We start from the raw sequence: 19,035 nt of genomic DNA on the forward strand, positions 1-19,035 counted from the left end.
AGTTGGGAGTACCTTGTGATCAAGTCCGTGGCGAACGCTCGGGTGTTCCAGCTGCTCAGCCCACAAGACACCGTTGTCTACGCTATCCCCAAGTACCAGAGGGAATACGCATGGACGAAACAAGAGTGGGATGAGCTGTGCGATGACATCCTCGAGGAGGACGGTTCGGACTCCGGCCATTTTCTCGGCACCATCATCTGCATCAACCGAACTTCAAATGCCAACGAGGAAAACCTTCTCGAACTCGTTGATGGTCAACAACGACTGACCACGTTGTCGATACTCATGGCCTCGATCTACAGGTTCTTGACTGACCACAGCGATCAACTGGACGCCGATGGCCGATTCGATCTCGATTCCCTCGGACGACAACTTGTGCTCAAGGATCCCGTCCGGTTGCGGGTACGGCCCCAAATTCAGAACTCGAACTACGACGACTATCTGAACGTCTTGAAGACGAGTGGACTCAATGTGAAGGCGCCAACGGTAAAGTTCCTTGGCAACCGTCGTATTATGAAGTGCTACAATCACTTTAGCGATCGACTTGATCAGCTCGCAGGCCCCAAGTCGTCGGTCAAGCCCGTGCTCGAACTTCTGGGGCGCGTCAAACGGGCAATCCTCGTCAAATTGGAAGTTGAGAGCACCGCGGACGCATTCACCCTCTTCGAGTCGCTGAACAACCGTGGCATTCCGCTCACGCCGATCGATATCATCAAGAACTCGCTGCTGGCCGCAGCCGACAAGAAGCGGAACAGCGGCCTCACTGCTGAAGCAGTTTTCGATCAGTGGAATGCACTGCTGGGCGACCTGGGCGATGACTACAAGACTCAGGAACGATTCTTCCGCCATTACTACAACGCCTTCAAAGCCGAGCTCCCTAACGTTGCCAATGCACCGATCGCCACCAGGTCGAAGCTGATAAGGATCTACGAGAAGCTCATCACGACCGATCTGGAGAATCGACTGGAAGATCTCCTGTTCTGCGGTCAGATCTACAAGCGAATCGTGGGGAACCTTGACAGCGACGAACCGAGGAACTCACTCGACGAAGCGCTAGCCGATCTCAGCCGGGTGCAGGGTGCACCATCCGAAGCGCTGCTCCTCTATCTCATGGCATATCAGGACGATCATGATCTAACCGAGCCGATGCTCAGATCCATCACCGAAACCCTGACGAGTTTCTTCGTCCGTCGCAATCTTACTGGGGACCCTCCTACCAACATGCTTCAGCGACTCTTCATGTCGATGATCGACGAGGTCTCCACCAAGGCCGGGTCCGAGATCGTCGATGCAGTCAAGGCCCGCCTCAAGGAGGAGGCATCAAATGACAAAGCCTTCTACGCCAAGCTCGTAGGCCCACTGTACAACGAGAACGCTGACGTCACGAGGTACATTCTCGTCTCACTCGCCAAGGCAACGATGACCAAAGAGACCTATCGCGACCTGTGGGAGCGAGATGGAAAACATTTCAAGTGGACGATCGAGCACATCCTCCCGCAAGGACTCAACCTCCCGAAAGAGTGGGTGACCATGCTCGGGGGCGTGACACAGGCTTCGGCCATCCAGCAGCAACACGTCCATCGCCTCGGCAATCTCACGATCACCGGCTATAACAGCACACTCAGCAATCGGTCGTTCCACTCCAAGAAGATCCGAAAAGACGCCAAAGGCAACTACGTTGGGTTCAAGAATCGGCTACCACTCAACGACGATGTTGTTCAGGCGACGGAGTGGACAGCCGTCGAGATCGACGAGCGAACGGAGAAGATGGCGAAGCAGGTGCTGAAAATATTCCCACTCTGAGCACCTAACGAAAGGATCCAAGTGGTCGACGAGAACGAGAACGTGGTCCAGGTGTGGAGCTTGGCAACAGAGCACGGGAAGGTGCCCCCGATGCCGGGCGGCGACGCGATGACGCCGGAACGGCTCGCCGAGCTCCGGATGGTTCTGGCCGCGATGGCCGACAATCCGATCGCGACGCTGGAAGCCCATCTCCTGCCTCCCGAGTTCGACCGCAGCCGGGGTATCTCGCTGGGTGCCGCGAGTCCGCTGGCCACCCACCTGTCACTACTCATTCGTAACACGGTCGAGGCACCCTCCGGGGAGACCCTGTATCGGATGGTCGTGCCATCGGATGGTCGTGCCGGGGAAGTTCGCCGCTCAGGTAGGAGGTGGGCTGCTCAAATCGATGGAATCGACATCGGGTTCCGGCTATTACAGTGCGCTGGTGGGGTCTTCGGGGATTGCCGGGCACGCGAAGTACGTTCCGGTCGCTGGTGCGGGGGTAGCCACACTCGCGGCACCCCTGATGTTGGCCGCCGTCGCCGCCGGTATCAGCATGCATGCGGAACGCCAACGTGAGCAGGCAATCGCGAACATCACCAGGCTGCTGAAGAAGCTGCATGAGGATGCACTGAAAAGCGAGCGCGCGAACCTCAATGCGTGTCTGTCCGTCGTCGAGAACGCTCCCGCGATCCTGCTCGACCAAGGTGAGATTGGATTCACGCTGGGGATGGATTCGACCGTGAAGGACATCCTGAATGCGATGGCGCAGGCGAAGGAGCGCGTAGAGCGGTGGCAGGAAGCCCTAGACCATTGGGGTGACCGCCCGGTTGAAATATCCGCGCTGCAAAGAACATTCAGCGGTATCGATCACGAGGGCGGACAATTCCGCACCCACCTCGAACTCGCTGACCTGGCCGTCGCGCTCGGGAAGCAACTCACCGTTTTGCAGGCGGTGGAGCACGCGCAAAAGAATCCGTCGAACGCGTTCGAAAGGTTCGTCGCACGGCTGAAAGCCCAGCAGGAAGATGTCATCAAGTTGGAATCCAACCTCGCCGAGGTACGAAGGAAACTGGGCCGATTACAGCTTGACCGCTCGCATGGTGTCCGAAGCATCTACATGCATATGGACGATGTCGACCACTTGCTGCGCGCATCGCGTCGGCTACGTGAGTTTGGCGAAGGCCTCGAGACCAGTGATCGGCAACCCGATGTCGCCATCGAGATCGCACGGAACGCCGACGGTTCGGTGGTGGTGTTTCCGGCGTTAACCGCGTAAACGGCACTGCCTGCAGATGGCTGCTCGCCTTCCTAAGAAGTCCAGCCTGCGACTGTAGCTGCACTGACGCACATGGAAATCGCACCCGGTGAAGTTCACTGACCTTGTCTACAGTGGGAGCGCAAACTGGGCGCCTTTCCGCCGATCGACCGGGGACCTTCCCGCCGAGGACGAATTCCTCGCGTCCTGGCAATGACTGTGGTCGCGCATAGCACTGACTCATCAGACTGTTTGTCCGTGCGTATCCGTATAGTGCGGCGCGTCGGCATGTAGTGATGGTGGAGGCGACCTTGGGTTACGCAGTCGAGTGGGATGGCCACACGGTCACCCTGCCGCCGGTGGGCGATTCGGTCGAGGACGGGCTTTCGTTCACGACCTGGGATGAGGCGGAGCTGCGGTTCATGCGGTACGCAGCGGACACGTTCAACGCAGGCCCCGACGGTCAGACCGTGACGCTGGCTCCGGTGGTGCTCATCCCGCGCCCGGACAACGAGCACGATCCGGGCGCCGTGTCGATCGCCAGGCCGCGGTCAACGGGAGGCGACATTGACGACCGCCACATGGGTTTCCTCTACCGCCGGCTGCTGTCCAAACTTCCCGACAACGCGATATCACTTCTGGCTGAACTGTCTGGCGGTGAGGTCAAATGCAGCGTCATCATCGAGCGCGACGACGCCGACTACTACGGTCTGGACTTCGACGACCCCGACGACCTCCCTTGCGCATACGGTGAGGCCAAACTTGCACTTCCCCCAGCAGCCGAGCTGGCGTACGCGGTGCACAGTTTCTTGACCGCCCGAGGAACGGACCCCGACGACGAAGGTCGCGAGCGCACGGATCACGTCCTCGAACGGTTGCGAACATTCCCCGCGGACAGTCGCCCCCTGGGACCGCTTTCGGTGACAGTCCGCGAGGGAAAATCTGGACAGCCCAGTTCATTGACCGTGCACTCCGGAGGCACGCCGATTGGATCTGTCGCCCTTGGGTATCTGTTCCTCGACGATGAACGCCTGCGCCCCGCTGTGCTTGATGGGCTGCTCAAGATGGGTGTACCAGCGGCCGCGCCCCAGGAGCCCCGGCGTGAAGCGGTGAGCCAGGAGTGGGAGGCCGGCGCCGTGCCCAACGTGCATGTGGGTTGGCGCCCCGGTGGCATGAAGCTGCGGTGGGCCGAACCGGACGGACCGTCGACGCGAACAACCTTCGCGCAGTACAACCCGACAACCGAGACGCTGTGGGTCGAAGACGAGCGACTGATCGCACCCGCGTGCACGTTCGCAGCACGCCTGGGCATCCCGGTGGACGAGATCGGGCTACCGCCCCTGAGATGGACCCTGCGCGAACGCGTATGGCGCGGTCACCTGCGCGATCTGTCCTACGAATAGATGATCACCGGACCCACCTTCCGGCCGCTGAACCCCGCTGTGGCGAGCCTGGTCCCGGACACCCTGTTCGAGGCAGCGGAGTTGGCGCGATTCGCCCAGCCAGCCCACAAGTCCGGCGAAGAACCGACCGCGCTACTGGAGAGATTGACCACCCATCGCGGCACGCTCTTCCCCGACCACACCTATCTCGACACGATAGGTACGTGCCGGATCTGTGAACGGCCTGCTGGCGAGTTCCGTGCGTCTCTGTGTGCGCAGACACTCGCCTACTGTCACCGCTGCCTGGCCGTTGCGGTTGAGGGTCTGCCGAACATGGCGGGGACTCCCACCCGGGCAACTGCCCGGGCGGAGCTGGCTGTCCGCGCCCTCGCTGACGACGAGTTCGGCGGCGCAGCATTCGTTGAGTCCCAGCTGTCCGCGATCCACGCAGACCCCCAGCATCCGATGTCGCCGACCGACATTGACCGCTGCTTGCTTCTCCGCATCGCCATCACCCGCGGCCAGCTTCCGTGGACACACATCCTCATTAGCACCGGGCTGGCCGACGAGGGTGTGCGGCTGTCGCGCGGCACCGTCCTCAAGGCGGCTGACGGGCACCTGTGCCTGTCACTGCAAGAGAAGGCGGTCGATGATTTCTTTGATCGGCACTGCATCGGTCACACGCGTGAGCCCCGGTATCCCTTCGACCCGGAGCTGAACCCGAACACGCGTCGCCGCGCCGATTGGATCCTGGAGGACGGGACGTTCGTGGAGATGTGGGGAATGCCCAAGGATCCGGCGTACGCCGAGAAGATGCGCGAAAAAATCGAGTTAGCAGAACGTCACAGGTTGTCGCTGATTGGCCTGACCGCAGCAGACATCGGGCGTCTCAATGAGATCTTTGCTCCCTGGACGGCGAAGTAGGTACGAACCAGGCGCGGGCGATGAGAACATTGCGAGCGCCGATATGGGTGTTCGATCGCTCGACTCGATGGAGGTTCGCATGTACGGCCGCAGTGACGACGAGTGGGATCGTACCGTCGATGATGCTATCGAATTCCTCGCCGGGCAGGCCCGGCTTGGCCGCGTCGTGACCTACAGTGATTTGAACTCCGCATTAGCCCGGCGTGGGCATGTTCCATTCGATTTTGAGAATGAAGCCGACCGCGCTGCTGTCGGTGCAGTCCTTGGCGATGCGACCCTACGGACTCTTGGCGATCCGAAGACGATGCTGTCGGCAATCGTGGTCTACATCGACCGCAACAACGCCGGGCCCGGCTTCTACAAGCTCGCCATCGACCTCGGCCTGCTGCCGAACACCGCGACCACCGATGACAAGCTGGCCTTCTGGTCCACGCAGGTGCGCGCCGTACATGAACGCTACGCACGTCCGCGGCGGCAGCGCGGTCCGCGGCCGGCATGACCTGTCCGCAGCCGCTTCGTGTCCGAATTCTGAAGGAGTTGTCGCCTCCCGCGGATTTGCTCACCGCCGAGTTCTTCTGTCCGAAAGGAAAGTTCGCCGCAAATACCTTCGATGAAGGGCCCGACAATCCATCGCGTCGGTTCGCGGCCGGAGACCTACTTGCCGTCACGCTGCTCGACGTCGCCTTGGGGCCGCAGGCGCTGCGCGAACTACTGGACACCCGCAACGCCGAGTTCGGTGAGCTGCTTCGAGACATGCCCACTGACGTGGATTTGTGGGAGGCGAACGACGCCAACCTTGCGACGGTAGTTCAATTTCCAAGCCAGAGAAGCCGGAGAAAAATTTGTCCTTACTGTTATTTGGTGCATGCAGGAGAGTGCCCATGAGCACCAGACCCGGTGTTGCCTGCGCTGTGCACGTTCCGTGTGTAGAACAGGGTGCGGGCTATTCGGCATCAGGTACCGAGCCAATCCGATTGTGAGTAACAAGAATAGGACGCCACGCCTCTGCAATCTCAAGAACCCGGCGCACAATGTCGAAACCTGCCCGCGCTGCCAGCGATTGCTCCGAAGTCCGGAAGCTCGCAAGAACCTTCGCGAAAAGAAGAAGGCGGATCGGCGCACTGAGAAGGAGTATGACGCGAAGCGCAACCCGATTCGGGTCGTGCAAGGCGGGCTAGGATCCGGCAACAAGTAGGAGGGCGCGGCGCGCGGTTACGCTGCCGGAAACATGCCATCTGATCGGGAGCAGACAGTCGATGAAATTTCACGGCACGCAGTGCCTGCCATCCCACCTGAGCAGTTCCGCAGTCCAAGTGCCGGCACTCGGCCTCACCCCGGTTCAGCGCAGGTGGGCATGCAGTCCATCGTGGCGTGCTGGCGCAAATGCTTGCCGTCAGCTCCAGGGTTTACAAGCTCGACGTTGATCAGGTCCCGGCCCCTTTTGCGGAACTCTTCAGCCACGGGAACTCGAACGCCCTGGTACTGCCGGAGGCCCGAGTTTTCGGCTGACCAGACGGAACGGGCTACCACTCCCCGTCAGTGACCATGTCATGGCTGGCCCCACCGATGGTGACCACCGTCTTCGGGTCGACGGGGACGAACGGATCCTCCTCGTTGCCAAGCGTTTTGCCGACACTCTTGACGTTCGCCAGAATCTTCGAGGCTGCGAGATCGCGCGCGTCGGCGTCGTAGTAGTCGAACCACGGCAACCCGGCGTCCACGTAGGCATCCCGGTCCACCGGCGTCGGAGGCGGCACCTCACCGGTGATGGCAGTCCACTGCGCGGCCGAACACAGATGGACGAACACCCGCAGTGCAACGCTCTCGTCGTAATCCGCGAGCGGGCGGTCATCGACATACACGTCCTGGCGCATCCGCCCGCCGGCCCCGAGCCCCATGTCCGCCGAACCCGTCGCAGGAGGACCGCATGCCACGTCCATGTCTTCGCAGCACAGGTCCTGTAGCGCTTGCGCGGCGTGCCACGCCGCGAGCGCCTGCTCGGTCAGAGCGACAGCACGGAGTTGCACGCCACCGTGGGTCTCCTCCCCTGTCACCTGACCTTCGACTGTGGCGCCCGAACCGAGCGGCACGGCTACGAACTGGCGGATGAACCCATCCCCCGAGTTGATGCCGTCCAGCCACGGCTGGTCGGGCAGCGCGACGTAATTCTGCGGGTCACCGACGAGGTGCTCGATCCACGGCAGGCCGCTGACCGCGCACACCTTGCCCACGCCAATCTGCAGCGCTGCGGGCTCGGAAGCGCTGAACGAGAGCCACATCGCCTCGCGCTGGTAGATCGGCAGCATGACCCCGCCACGAGACAGCCACTCGGCTGGTGCGGTGTCCGGGTAATCTGCGACCCGCCGCAAGGGAAACCGGCCCAGACCCGGCGGCAGCGGATGCAATCCCGTCTCGGGGATTCGCAGCGTCCGCTGAAAATCTACAATTACCGGACCCAGCCCCAACTGGTCACTGACAATCTTTACCGGCGTGCTCTGCGTCATAAACTACCTCCATCTAGGCGTACTGCACCATGGATAGCACCATGAACCACCCCGGGTTTGATGCACACCTTCTTTCGAGGGAAGGTCGTTTGCATCATGCCAAGGAAGTACGACGACGAGTTCAAGGCCCGAGCGGTCCGGTTGGTCACCGACCATGCCGAGGAGTACGACACCCGCACGGCCTGCATCACCGCGGTCGCCAAGCGGTTGGGGGTGTCGTATGAATCACTGCGCCGCTGGGTCAACCAGACCGAGGTCGACACCGGCCAACGTGACGGGGTGCCCACCGACGTCGCCCGTGAGAATAGAGAGCTGAAGCGCAAGAACCGCGAGCTTGAGGAAACCATCGAAATCCTCAAGGCGGCAACAAGTTTCTTCGTGCGGGAGAGCGACCCGCGACACCGTTGATTTGTGCGTTCATCGCCGAGCATCGTGCTCGGTTCGGGGTCGCTCCGATCTGCCGCGTGCTCACTGAGCACGGCTGCCAGATCGCCCCGAGAACCTTCTACGCCTGGCTGACCCGCCCCCCATCCGCTCGGGCGCTGTGGGACACCGTCATCACCGAGGTGCTCGCCGGCTTCTACGAGCCAGACGAGCACGGCCGACGCAAACCGGAGTCACTGTGAACCACCCCGGGTTTGATGCGCACCTTCTTTCGAGGGAAGGTTGTTTGCATCATGCCGAACAAGTACGACGACGAGTTCAAGGCCCGCGCGGTACGGCTGGTGGCCGACCATGCCGAGGAGTACGACACCCGCACCGCCTGCATCACCGCGGTAGCCAAGCGGTTGGGGGTGTCCTACGAATCTTTGCGCCGGTGGGTCAACCAGGTCGAGGTGGACACCGGCCAGCGGGATGGAGTGCCCACCGATATCGCGCGGGAGAACAAGGAGCTCAAGCGCAAGAATCGTGAGCTTGAGGAAACCATCGAAATCCTCAAGGCGGCAACAAGTTTCTTCGTGCGGGAGAGCGACCCGCGACACCGTTGATTTGTGCGTTCATCGCCGAGCATCGTGCTCGGTTCGGGGTCGCTCCGATCTGCCGCGTGCTCACTGAGCACGGGTGCCAGATCGCCCCGAGGACCTTCTACGCCTGGCTGACCCGCCCCCCATCCGCTCGGGCGCTGTGGGACACCGTGATCACCGAGGTGCTGGCCGGCTTCTACGAGCCAGACGAGCACGGTCGGCGCAAGCCCGAGTCGCTGTATGGCGCCACCAAGATGTGGGCTCACTTGCAACGCCAGGGCATCGCGGTGGCCCGCTGCACCGTGGAGCGTCTCATGCGGACCAACGGCTGGCGTGGAGTTACTCGCCGCAAGAAGGTCCGCACCACCGTCTCGGATCCGGCCGCCGACCGGGCTGCCGATCTGGTGAAGCGCCAGTTCCGGGTGCCGGCCCCCAACGTGCTGCTGGTGGCGGACTTCACCTACGTACGGCTGTCCAACGGGATGTTCGTGTACACCGCATTCGCCATCGACGCCTACGCGGGCCGGATTGTGGGATGGACCTGCTCGGCCAGCAAGGAAGACCGGTTCGTGCGCCGAGCGATCCGCCATGCCGCACACCTCCGAAGCGGCGAGGGTAATCCATTGTTGGGCAATACTATTCACCACAGCGACGCGGGCTCTCAATACACGTCTGTGCGGTTCGGGGAAACCCTGGCTCTGTCCGGGCTTGTGGCCTCGATCGGCACGGTCGGGGATGCCTTCGATAACGCTTTGGCCGAAACGACCATAGGGCTGTACAAGACCGAAGCAGTCCGCGACGACTCACCATTCCGGCGGGGTCCCTTGCACCGTCTGACCGATGTCGAACTGCTCACCGCCGAGTGGGTGCACTGGTACAACACCGACCGGCTCATGCACCGCCTGGGCCGCATCCCACCCATCGAGTACGAGACCGTCTACTACGCTACAAACACAGCCCCATCAGAGGCTGCGCACCAGTAACCGGTGTGCATCAAACCCGGGGCGGTTCACTGTACGGGGCTACCAAGATGTGGGCTCACCTGCACCGACAAGGCATTGTGGTGGCCCGCTGCACCGTGGAGCGCCTCATGCGGGCCAACGGCTGGCGCGGGGTTACCCGCCGCAAGAAGGTCCGCACCACGATCGCCGATCCCGCCGCGGCGCGGGCGGCCGATCTGGTCAAACGCCGGTTCCGGGTGCCCGCGCCCAACGTGCTGCTGGTCGCGGACTTCACCTACGTACGGCTGACCAACGGAACGTTCGTCTACACCGCATTCGCCATCGACGCCTACGCGGGCCGGATAGTGGGATGGACCTGCTCGGCCAGCAAGGAGGACCGGTTCGTGCGTCAGGCGATCCGCCACGCCGCCCAACTTCGTATCGACGAGGGTAATCCATTGTTGGGCAACACTATTCACCATAGCGATGCGGGCTCTCAATATACGTCTGTGCGGTTCGGCGAGACCCTGGCGCTGTCTGGACTGGTGGCCTCAATCGGGACAGTCGGCGATGCCTTCGATAACGCTCTGGCGGAGACGACCATAGGGCTCTACAAGACTGAAGCCGTCCGCGATGACTCGCCGTTTCGGCGCGGCCCTCTGAGCCGTCTGACCGACGTGGAGCTGCTCACCGCCGAGTGGGTGCACTGGTACAACGCCGACCGGCTCATGCACCGCCTCGGTCGCATCCCACCCCTGGAGTACGAAGCCGTCCACTACGCTACAAACGCGGCCAACTCAGAGGCTGCACACCAGTAACCGGGGCCTTGCCCCCATGTAGTGGACACGGGATTTGTGGTTATGCGGCTTCGGGCAGCGTAGCCGGTGTCAGGTTCCTTTCGTAGGTCGCGGGGCTGGAATGACGGCAGTAGGAGTGCCGTCGTGTGGTGTTGTAGCGGGCCAGCCACCGAAAGACCTCACGGCGGCAGATCGCCGCGTCCGGCCAGCAGTTACGGTCTTGCAGAATCTCGCGCTTGAGGGCGGCGTTGAACGATTCGGCCAACGCGTTATCGGCACTTGACCCCACCGCACCCATCGACTGGACGACCCCCAGATCGCGGCAGAGATTCGCGAAATCCCGTGAGGTGTACTGACTTCCATGATCTGCATGGAATATTGCACCAGCCAGTGAACCCCGCAGTGCAGCAGCGGCTTTGAGCGCATCGATGACCAGTTCGGTGCGCATGTGATCGGCGATCGCCCACCCGGCGACCCGCCGTGAACAGCAGTCGATCACGGTGGCCAGGTACAGGTTGGCGCCGGTCGCCAATGGCAAGTAGGTGATGTCGCCGACGTAACGGGTGTTGACCTGCGCGGCGGTGAAATCCCGTTTGAGCAGGTCGGGGACCTTCTGGTTCGCCGGGTCCGCCACGGTCGTCTTGACCCGACGTCGGCGTCGATAACCGGCGATCCCGGCGCCGCGCATCACCCGAGCCACCCGCTTGTGGTTGACCCGCTGCCCCTCGGGCGCACCGTCGTTGAGCTCGGCGGTGATCCGCGGCGCCCCGTAGGTGTTGTCCTCGTCGTGGACGGCGCGGATACGCTCGGCCAGCGCCTCGTCAGCAGCCCGACGGGCCGCTCGTCCGTCAGCACCGGCCAACCACGCGTAGAACGACGAACGCGCAACCTCGACGACTGCGCAGAGCCACTTCACCTCGAAGGCGTGCAGGTGGTCGGCGACAAACTGAAAGCGGCTCACCAGTTCGTCTCCCCGGCGAAATATTTGGCCGCCGACCGCAAGATGTCACGCTCGGTGGACAACCGCGCCTCGGTGGCGCGTAACGCCTTGACCTCACTGCGGAGGCGGGCCAGCTCCTGCTCAGGGCTCTCGGCCCCTGGCACAGGCTCGGCCACTACGACACCGCGGCGGTGCCGAATCGGCACCCCGGCCGACTTGCACCACGCCGAGAGCGTGGCCTCGCTGACACCGAGCTCGGCAGCGATCTGGGCGATCGTCGCGCCCTCGGTGTCCCGGTAGAGCGCGACCGCGTCACGCTTGAACTCATCGGGGTAATTTTTCCTTGCCATCGGGTTGGATCATCTCGCTTCCCCCAGCACATTCCTGGGATTGAGCGTGTCCAACACACGGGGTCAAGTCCCCCGGTGTGCATCAAACCCGGGGCGATTCACCAGGCACTGACACCTGGGGATTGCGCGGCAGACCTGGAACCCGTGATACCTCCGCGATGCGCACCTTTCGTCATTCGCCAGGTATTGGACGGTGCGAGGCCCGGGCATCGCACCTTTTGGGCTTGGGTCGTAATTCACACTCGTGGTGAGAATTTCGCGGAACGTAACTCGGCTGCGCTGGGTGGGAAGCGAGTTCTGCAACACCCTTTGTTAGGGGTATGGCTCAACTCATGGAGCCTAGCTGCGCCTGGCCGAGGGCGATCAGTATCTGATTAGTCGCGTTCCGTACTTGCACAGCAAACTCGTTCTGACCTTCGATCGCAAAAGCTTCTTCATACGACCAGGTTCTGAGGATCTGGACGCCCGGGCGTACGTGGAACTGAACGCCGGCGTTCTTGCTGTCCAGCCAATGGTGAAGGCTTTCCTCTTCGGCGGCGCTGGCGTACTGGCGCTCCGCCAGCCACTGGAAGAAGCCCGGGTCGGCAATCTCATCGCGGGTTCTACCGCCAGCGCGCCCGTCATGGAAATCGTCGACCCATTGGTGCAAGTAGTCGCCTGCGGACAGCAGTCTGGTCGGGAACCAGCGTTGAAGCGGTTGGGCAAACCGATGCGCCAGTTGAAAGTTGGGCTCGACAGTGAACCCGTCGTGAGTGTTCAGTTCGAGGAGGGCGTCGACTCTTGCCGAATCCGAGTACATATGAGTGTATTGCGGCTGGAGTTCCGCCGGCCAGACACCCAAATGAACGTACTTATCGTCGAAGAAAAGAGCTGCGCGGTCGGCACCGCGGACATGATCGGCGGCGAATTTGATTGTGACGCCGGGCAACAGCGGGTCTCCCCGCGGGATAAGCGTTCCTTCCACCGCGCTGGCTTTCGGGGAAAGCCCCGTCGCCTTCTGAAGAATCGTCTCGAGTCTATACAGAGCGTTCGCCGTGTCGTCCGGTATTGAGGTCGATGGCAGTGATGGCATTGGAGCGGATCTCCTTAGGGCAATGGTCGCTGGCTCGGGTGGGCGGGCATGCCTGACGCCGCCGCCCCCGCCGATCTCCCACCCCGCGCTGGCGTCGAAGTAATCGGCGTACGCGATGGGCGGCAACTGGAATTGCTCGACAAGACGCATGAGTTCGGCGAACCAGGAAACGTAGGCGGGATCGTCATCGGTCGGAGCGGTCCCAGGAAGTGCGTTCAGGATCACCTCGGCGACCGATTCGGGTCTGGTTGTCACCGTCACCTCACTCCCGGCGAATTCGGTAAGTCCGCCGGTCGAATACTGCAGTGCTGTGACGAGGTCGATGACGTGTGGGAAGCTCACATGGTCCATCAGATTGTCAGCGGCGGTGATAGCGACGCGCCAGTACATCCCCGAGGGACCCACTCCCGGCAAAATGCGCAGTCGGTGGTAGCCCCGCTGATGCAGGACTCGAACCCCTTGCAAGATGCGGATCGGGGTCTTCGAAGCCAACTGCATCAGTACTTGCTCGTGCACCTCGGAGTCGAATGCCACCAGTCGCACATCCTCGACACGAGTGATGACGGTGGCAATGGTCTCAACCGCCGCCGCGATTGCGTCCCGCCGCGGCCAGCCGAAGGCTCCTGTACTGATGAACGGAAAGGCGATAGTTCGAACACCGAGTTCGTCTGCGACTTGCACGGCCCGGTGGTAGCAGGACTCCAGCAGCGAACGGTCTGTTTGCCCAATGCTGTAGTTCGGGCCAACCGAGTGAATAACCCACCGGGCAGGCAGGTCGCCGGCTGTCGTCCAGCCGGCGTCACCTGTAGCCAGTCCGTTCGGGAACCGCTCGACGCAGTGGCGCAGGATGTCGGAGCCTCCCGCGCGATGAATCGCGCCTTCCGCCCCGCCACCGCCGCGCATAGCAGAGTTCGCGGGATTGACCACGGCGTCGACCTCCTGCGCGGTGATGTCGCCACAAACCGCGGTGATTGTCGGCATGCAGAACAGTATGCATCTGGGCACCGACGTCAACGTGGTGGACGGCTACGGCGGCGACTGACTGGCCCCGAACCCATCCGTGACTATCCCGGCACCCCTTCGCGATCTTCGATCACCCCTGGGCGCGCTTAGCTGCAAGTTTCGCGCTGCGCGATTTGCGCTTCATCTCTGCTGTGCACTTCAGCAGATGCCGTCGGCGAGGGGTCAACTGCGAAATGACACGATCCACTACCTCTTGAGAGTGTTCCGCGAATACCTGAGAGTGATCCGGATTCGGCGGATTTTCCATGACCGTCTGAGAGTGCTGCGTCCTCCGGGATGCCGGCGTGGTGCCCTTGGGTTATAGACGACCTCTGTCGGCGGCGTCTTGTCGGAGGCGTGTGCGACTCTGTTGCCGTTCGGCCCAACGACCGGTAGTCGGATCGTCAGAGACACTGGGGCCGATGACATGGCAACATGGTTCGCGGTGAGGGGGTGCGTTCGATGGACAACGCTCGAAGCGGACGGCTGGGACCGCAGAGGTCACATGACTATTTCTACAGCCTTCCCGACCACACCGACACGCTTCCCGACTACACCGCGCGGGCCCGCGAGACCGGAGAGCGCATCGCTGTCACCCGGCCACTGGCGCACAACGGCCGGGTGTTCTGGAAGCTCACCGACGCCGACAGTGAAGAACTCGCCTGGCTCGCATTCACCCGTCCAGATGCGCGTTCGGCGCTGGCCCGGCGCAAGGTGTGGACACTGATCCCGCACCTGCAGGAATTCTTGGCTAACTGGTTCGTGAGCGTCGACCACGAGCGCACCGATCAGCGCCAGTGGATACACACAAACATCGACGTTGATGAGGCACGCGACCTCGCACTCCTGGTGCCGCAACCGCAAGCCGAGGACATCAAGCGGATCACCCGACCCGAAGCGGTCCTGACCATCGACGACATCGATCGGCTCAAAGTGACGACGGTACTTGGCAGGGGAACGGCTCAGGCATTGAAGACTCGGCGATGACTCACATCAAAAAAGAGGAATTCCAAGCCTGGGCGTACGACGACCTGCTCACCAACACCACCCGCGGCGTGCTGGCCGAGTACATCGTGGCGACAGCACTCGGCATTGCTGAGGTGAAGCGCGTCGAATGGCACAGTCACGACCTCGACGTCGACGTCGACGGTGTCAAGGTCGGGGTGGAAGTGAAATCGGCTGCCTACGTGCAATCGTGGGAGCAGACCCGACCCTCGGTGATCGAGTTCGGCATCGGTCCGGCAAAGGGGTGGGACGCCCACACCAACACCTATGCGCCCAGTGCGAGGCGAAGCGCGGAAGTGTACGTCTTCTGCCTGCTGAACGGCTCGATTGGCGAAGCGGTCGATCCGCTCGACGTCAGGCAATGGACGTTCTATGTGATGCCCACGACCGAACTTAACCGAAAAGTTCCGGAGCAGAAGAAGATTCGGCTCACACGGCTGCTAGCCCTCGGTCCGCGGCAGTGTTCCTTCGACGAACTCAAGACCGCCATTCATGCGGCCGCAGAGTTGAACGGGATCTCGGGCGGAGCGTAGCTGGCGAGCAACAGCTTATGGGCGCTAGGCGCCCAGTCCATGAACGCGTGCGCGGGTGCAGCACGTTTCGCCGACGAAGGCGACGAGCATCGAGCGCTTCCTCAGTCCCGAATCGGGCCAACCAGGAGGCGGCCCAGGGTCATGCACGAGTGGCGACGGCTTAGGAAACGGATCTCGCCCGACGCGCCAATCGCCGCGGTGGTCCTCGTACCACATGCCCGTCGAACTCTCGCCGGCTTCAATCCGCACGCCGTGGCACCCGCGGTCATGCAGGACACCAATCGCGTGGAGCACCAAGCGTTCACGCGAGATGTCGTAGCCGTCCATGAAAAGGAAGCATGACACCGGACACCGACGAGTGCGGCGGCCCGCCACAGTTCGCTCCGGTGCTCTCAGGTCTTCGTGGAACTTGTCCGGCACTGTCAAGTATTCGTGGACAAACGGTGCCGGACCCGTCCCGAAACTACTTGAGAGTGCGCTGGTCAGCGCTCCCCCTTGCTCTCAAGAAGTTCCGGATCGGACACTCGTCACGTCTCGCCGTCTGCCGTTCTGCAATGATCTCTGACCTGTTGTCACTCATCCGCGCAAAGCTTTCGCCGACTTCTCGCCCTCCGCTCCAGAACTATCTGCCAGTACCACCCGCCAAGGCCTCCATTCATGTAGGCCGGAGTCCGCGATACCTCTGACAGCGCCTGGCACCGGCGGACACCGGGCGCTCTCCAAGCCCTGCGGCATCTCGCTCAATTTCGTCACTGTGACGTTATCGTCGAAGTGACACCTGTGCGTCGGCAAGCAAGCATCGCACTTCTGGCCGAACACGCCGTCGTTTCATCGCGGCCTATCTCGACGCCTCCGTCATCGAATTCGCGGGCGGGGCAACTTTCGCGCGAGGATGTCCCCGAGGCGCTCCTGGCCGCCATGCCGATGTTCCTGCATACGAACTCACCAACGACCGGTTCTGCGATGTGCGTGCCTCGGACCTTGGCGCCGCCTCGCCAGTGTGATTGAGTCTGGCCATGACCTCGGAGATTTCCGAGCGGATGATCGCCACCAACGGAGTGCGGTTGCGCGTCCTGGAGGCAGGCCGCCACGGCGACCCGCTGGTGATTCTCGCGCACGGTTTTCCTGAACTCGCGTTCTCGTGGCGCCACCAGATACCGGTGCTCGCCGCGGCCGGCTTTCACGTGCTGGCACCTGATCAGCGCGGCTACGGCGGGTCGTCACGGCCCGCAGCGATCAGCTCCTACTCGATCGACCATCTCACCGCTGACCTCGTCGGTCTGGTCGATGAAATCGGGGCCGAGCAAGCAGCTTTCGTCGGACATGATTGGGGCTCGATCGTTACGTGGGCAGTTCCCCTGCTGCATCCGCGTCGCGTCGCCGCGGTGGCCGGACTGAGCGGGCCCCCAGTCCCTCGCCCACGCAGACCACCCACCCAAGCCTGGCGCGAACTCGCGGGTGACAACTTCTTTTACCTCCTACATTTCCAGGAGCCCGGCATCGCCGACGCTGAACTGAACCGTGACCCCGCCACCACACTGCGGCGCATCTTCGGTGCACCTCGGGTGAATGCCGAACAGTTGGCCGACATGCAACGGCCCGGACCTCAGGGCTATCTCGAACGACTCCCCGAGCCTGACGAGCTACCTCCGTGGTTGAACCGGCGGGAGATGAGCTATTACATCAGCGAATTCGCGCGCACCGGATTCACCGGCGCGCTGAACTGGTACCGCAACTTCGACCGGAACTGGGAACTGACCGCCCACACACCGGCGTCAACCATCACGGTTCCTACGCTGTTTCTCGCCGGCCGCGACGATCCCGTGCTGCACTTCACCCGTACCGACCGCCACGGTGAGCTCGTCACCGGTCCCTACCGCGAAATCCTCCTCAGCGGTGCCGGCCACTACATTCAGCAAGAACGGCCCGAGGAGGTCAACACCGCACTACTGGACCTCCTGGGCACCGCATTCTGAGCCCGCAAGCTGTCGGCCGGCCTACGCTCGACTGGCGCTTGCAGGCCGAGCTGACGAAAGAAATGTCACCGTGACGGAAAGGCCCCATGGGGCCGCGACCCTACCAAAGTACCTGCAGCGCAGAACTTTTCAAGATCATGAATCAATCAGGCTTGATAGCGGTCGTTCCATATTCCTTCGGGCCGCGGCGAGTCAGATTGAGGTATACCATCGGCGGCTGCCATAGTTCGAAGGGATTGATCGGGGGGAACAGTGACTGTTGGGCGATCAGCCGGACGAGTGGTCGTGGCTACCGCGTTGGCCGCTGCCGCGCTCCCGGTGATCGTCCCGACTGCCGTTTCGCAGCAATCATGCCCCGACATCGACGTCGTCTTCGCGCGGGGCACCGCCGAGCCACCCGGGGTCGGCGGCGTCGGTCAGCGGTTCGTCGACTCTCTACGTGCGCAGACGTTTCCGCGAACAGTGGGCGTGCACGCCGTCTACTATCCGGCAAGCAGCAACTTCTCCGGCGGCACGGTGTTCAAGATGAACGTCGTCGACGGTGTGCGCGACGAATCCAACCACGTACGGAGCGTGGTGTCGTCGTGCCCGAACACCAAACTGGTGTTGGGCGGTTACTCGCAAGGCGCGGTGGTGACGGCGCTGGCCACGTCCGGCGTGGTGCCGGCCGGCGTCGCCCGCGGCGCTGCGCCCCTTCCGCTCCCTGCCGCCGTCGCCGACAACGTCGCAGCCGTGGTTTTATTCGGGACTCCGGCCGGCTGGTCGGCGGAAAAGTATGGTGCGGCGGGCATTGACGTCGGCGCGGTCTACGCGAGCAAAGCTCTTGAACTCTGCGCGCCCGGCGATGCCGTCTGCTCCGGCACGGTCCCGACCGAGGCAAACGGTCCGCACAATCAGTACGGCGTCAACGGCATGGCCGACCGGGCTGCCGCGTTCGCCGTGAGCAGGTTGGCGGCCCTGACACCGGGATCGCCCGCGAGCTGAACAACCGGGATCGACTGAGACACAACGGTGGACTCCGGGTCCGGCCCCTACTGGCGATCGGGAAAGTGCGGCCCTGCGCAGGGCGGCGGCCAGATGATCGTGGCGCCGCTCTCGCGGACACCCCATGTGCGCCTCGAGCGCTCGCGCATGTCCGGGTGCGAATCCTTCACCGGGGTGATCGCCACCGCGACCCACACCGCTGTGAGTGTGGCCGCGGCCACCGCGGCGACGCCGGTGGAGGTCGTCAGAATCGAGCCCGCTGAGCCGGTATGCGACCACCAGAACGCGCCGACGCCGGCGGCGGTCGACACCCCGGACAGGCACGCCGCCGCGACGCACCACCGGAACCGACGACGCCGAAGTGTGACGAAAGAACAGACCGCGGCGCCGGCGCCCAACACGGATGCGATCACCGGTACACCCCCGCCGACGCCCCATGCCACGAGCACCGTCATGACCAGCACTGTGGTCGCTGCCCACGCCACGCGACGTGCCCACAGGGGCAGCTCGACGTCGTCGAGCACCCGGTGTTCGATCTGCTTGAGGGTTGCCTCGATCGACAGGTCGCGCGACCGCACACCGAACACAGGACTCACCTCTTCAACTTCATGCCTGGTGCC

General features: G+C 62.8%; 15 protein-coding genes and 2 pseudogenes. 13 read left to right on the forward strand and 4 right to left on the reverse strand.

Annotated elements, in window-relative coordinates; translation table 11 throughout:
- Nucleotides 1-15 precede the first annotated feature (15 nt).
- The 6 genes from DYE23_RS15780 (at nucleotide 16) to DYE23_RS30635 (ending at nucleotide 6,231) form a co-directional block, all read left to right on the forward strand.
- Complete coding sequence (locus tag DYE23_RS15780) at nucleotides 16-1,803, forward strand: DUF262 domain-containing protein (RefSeq protein WP_115327598.1); 1,788 nt, start codon at nucleotides 16-18, stop codon at nucleotides 1,801-1,803.
- 331 nt (nucleotides 1,804-2,134) lie between these two features.
- Nucleotides 2,135-3,061, forward strand: coding sequence for a hypothetical protein (locus DYE23_RS15785; RefSeq protein WP_235660423.1), 927 nt, complete (start codon nucleotides 2,135-2,137; stop codon nucleotides 3,059-3,061).
- Between the two features lie 275 nt (nucleotides 3,062-3,336).
- On the forward strand, nucleotides 3,337-4,443 hold the full coding sequence (locus DYE23_RS15790) for a hypothetical protein (protein WP_115327599.1): 1,107 nt from the start codon (nucleotides 3,337-3,339) through the stop codon (nucleotides 4,441-4,443).
- Nucleotides 4,444-5,346 (forward strand): hypothetical protein, encoded by a 903-nt coding sequence (locus tag DYE23_RS15795; protein WP_115327600.1) that lies wholly within the window; start codon nucleotides 4,444-4,446, stop codon nucleotides 5,344-5,346.
- Between the two features lie 79 nt (nucleotides 5,347-5,425).
- A complete protein-coding gene (locus DYE23_RS15800) occupies nucleotides 5,426-5,845 on the forward strand; it encodes a hypothetical protein (RefSeq protein ID WP_218566984.1) in 420 nt (139 codons plus the stop codon).
- Nucleotides 5,842-6,231, forward strand: a complete 390-nt coding sequence (locus tag DYE23_RS30635; RefSeq protein ID WP_147292289.1) for a DUF6308 family protein — start codon at nucleotides 5,842-5,844, stop codon at nucleotides 6,229-6,231. Before DYE23_RS15800 ends, DYE23_RS30635 begins: the two co-directional genes overlap by 4 nt.
- Nucleotides 6,232-6,869: 638 nt before the next feature.
- Here DYE23_RS30635 and DYE23_RS15805 read toward each other — a convergent pair.
- Complete coding sequence (locus tag DYE23_RS15805) at nucleotides 6,870-7,850, reverse strand: hypothetical protein (RefSeq protein ID WP_115327601.1); 981 nt, start codon at nucleotides 7,848-7,850, stop codon at nucleotides 6,870-6,872.
- Between the two features lie 96 nt (nucleotides 7,851-7,946).
- On the opposite strand from DYE23_RS15805, the pseudogene DYE23_RS31440 reads away from it, so the two are divergent.
- From DYE23_RS31440 to DYE23_RS15825, 3 genes and pseudogenes are all read left to right on the forward strand, one after another.
- A pseudogene (locus DYE23_RS31440) lies at nucleotides 7,947-8,473 on the forward strand (transposase); the annotation flags it as partial.
- A gap of 54 nt (nucleotides 8,474-8,527) precedes the next feature.
- Nucleotides 8,528-9,798, forward strand: a protein-coding gene (locus DYE23_RS15820; protein WP_115326498.1) for an IS3 family transposase whose coding sequence is annotated in 2 segments (ribosomal slippage) — nucleotides 8,528-8,801 and nucleotides 8,801-9,798 — 1,272 coding nt in all. Because the reading frame shifts where the segments join, the coding sequence is not laid out codon by codon here.
- 17 nt (nucleotides 9,799-9,815) lie between these two features.
- A pseudogene (locus DYE23_RS15825) lies at nucleotides 9,816-10,574 on the forward strand (IS3 family transposase); the annotation flags it as partial.
- A 40-nt stretch (nucleotides 10,575-10,614) separates the two neighbouring features.
- Here the strand turns inward: DYE23_RS15825 and DYE23_RS15830 are convergent.
- Both DYE23_RS15830 and DYE23_RS31835 read right to left on the reverse strand, forming a co-directional pair.
- A protein-coding gene (locus DYE23_RS15830) for an IS3 family transposase (protein WP_109536170.1) occupies nucleotides 10,615-11,843 on the reverse strand; the annotation gives its coding sequence in 2 pieces (ribosomal slippage) (nucleotides 10,615-11,531 and nucleotides 11,531-11,843; 1,230 coding nt in all).
- 325 nt (nucleotides 11,844-12,168) lie between these two features.
- A complete protein-coding gene (locus DYE23_RS31835; protein WP_115327603.1) occupies nucleotides 12,169-13,896 on the reverse strand; it encodes a macro domain-containing protein in 1,728 nt (575 codons plus the stop codon).
- A 483-nt stretch (nucleotides 13,897-14,379) separates the two neighbouring features.
- On the opposite strand from DYE23_RS31835, the gene DYE23_RS15840 reads away from it, so the two are divergent.
- The 4 genes from DYE23_RS15840 (at nucleotide 14,380) to DYE23_RS15855 (ending at nucleotide 18,415) form a co-directional block, all read left to right on the forward strand.
- Nucleotides 14,380-14,904, forward strand: coding sequence for a hypothetical protein (locus DYE23_RS15840; protein ID WP_172527789.1), 525 nt, complete (start codon nucleotides 14,380-14,382; stop codon nucleotides 14,902-14,904).
- The gene (locus DYE23_RS15845; RefSeq protein ID WP_115327604.1) at nucleotides 14,901-15,455 is read left to right on the forward strand and encodes a hypothetical protein; all 555 of its coding nucleotides are present in this window, start codon (nucleotides 14,901-14,903) and stop codon (nucleotides 15,453-15,455) included. Before DYE23_RS15840 ends, DYE23_RS15845 begins: the two co-directional genes overlap by 4 nt.
- A 1,016-nt stretch (nucleotides 15,456-16,471) precedes the next feature.
- The gene (locus tag DYE23_RS15850) at nucleotides 16,472-17,431 is read left to right on the forward strand and encodes an alpha/beta fold hydrolase (protein WP_013471560.1); all 960 of its coding nucleotides are present in this window, start codon (nucleotides 16,472-16,474) and stop codon (nucleotides 17,429-17,431) included.
- A gap of 285 nt (nucleotides 17,432-17,716) precedes the next feature.
- Complete coding sequence (locus DYE23_RS15855) at nucleotides 17,717-18,415, forward strand: cutinase family protein (RefSeq protein WP_115328996.1); 699 nt, start codon at nucleotides 17,717-17,719, stop codon at nucleotides 18,413-18,415.
- Nucleotides 18,416-18,462: 47 nt separating this feature from the next.
- Here the strand turns inward: DYE23_RS15855 and DYE23_RS15860 are convergent, their stop codons facing one another.
- Nucleotides 18,463-19,002: a hypothetical protein gene (locus tag DYE23_RS15860; protein ID WP_115327605.1), complete on the reverse strand. Its 540-nt coding sequence runs from the start codon at nucleotides 19,000-19,002 to the stop codon at nucleotides 18,463-18,465.
- Nucleotides 19,003-19,035 lie beyond the last annotated feature (33 nt).

This window comes from Mycolicibacterium gilvum (genome assembly GCF_900454025.1).
GTDB lineage: Bacteria > Actinomycetota > Actinomycetes > Mycobacteriales > Mycobacteriaceae > Mycobacterium > Mycobacterium gilvum.

What these genes read in the sequence shown, in the direction of transcription:
- DYE23_RS15785 (WP_235660423.1), top strand. Translation starts at nt 2,135, where the DNA reads ATGGTCGTGCCGGGGAAGTTCGCCGCTCAGGTAGGAGGTGGGCTGCTC.
- DYE23_RS15790 (WP_115327599.1), top strand. Translation starts at nt 3,337, where the DNA reads ATGGTGGAGGCGACCTTGGGTTACGCAGTCGAGTGGGATGGCCACACG.
- DYE23_RS15795 (WP_115327600.1), top strand. Translation starts at nt 4,444, where the DNA reads ATGATCACCGGACCCACCTTCCGGCCGCTGAACCCCGCTGTGGCGAGC.
- DYE23_RS15800 (WP_218566984.1), top strand. Translation starts at nt 5,426, where the DNA reads ATGTACGGCCGCAGTGACGACGAGTGGGATCGTACCGTCGATGATGCT.
- DYE23_RS30635 (WP_147292289.1), top strand. Translation starts at nt 5,842, where the DNA reads ATGACCTGTCCGCAGCCGCTTCGTGTCCGAATTCTGAAGGAGTTGTCG.
- DYE23_RS15805 (WP_115327601.1), bottom strand. Translation starts at nt 7,850, where the DNA reads ATGACGCAGAGCACGCCGGTAAAGATTGTCAGTGACCAGTTGGGGCTG.
- DYE23_RS31835 (WP_115327603.1), bottom strand. Translation starts at nt 13,896, where the DNA reads ATGCCGACAATCACCGCGGTTTGTGGCGACATCACCGCGCAGGAGGTC.
- DYE23_RS15840 (WP_172527789.1), top strand. Translation starts at nt 14,380, where the DNA reads ATGGACAACGCTCGAAGCGGACGGCTGGGACCGCAGAGGTCACATGAC.
- DYE23_RS15845 (WP_115327604.1), top strand. Translation starts at nt 14,901, where the DNA reads ATGACTCACATCAAAAAAGAGGAATTCCAAGCCTGGGCGTACGACGAC.
- DYE23_RS15850 (WP_013471560.1), top strand. Translation starts at nt 16,472, where the DNA reads ATGACCTCGGAGATTTCCGAGCGGATGATCGCCACCAACGGAGTGCGG.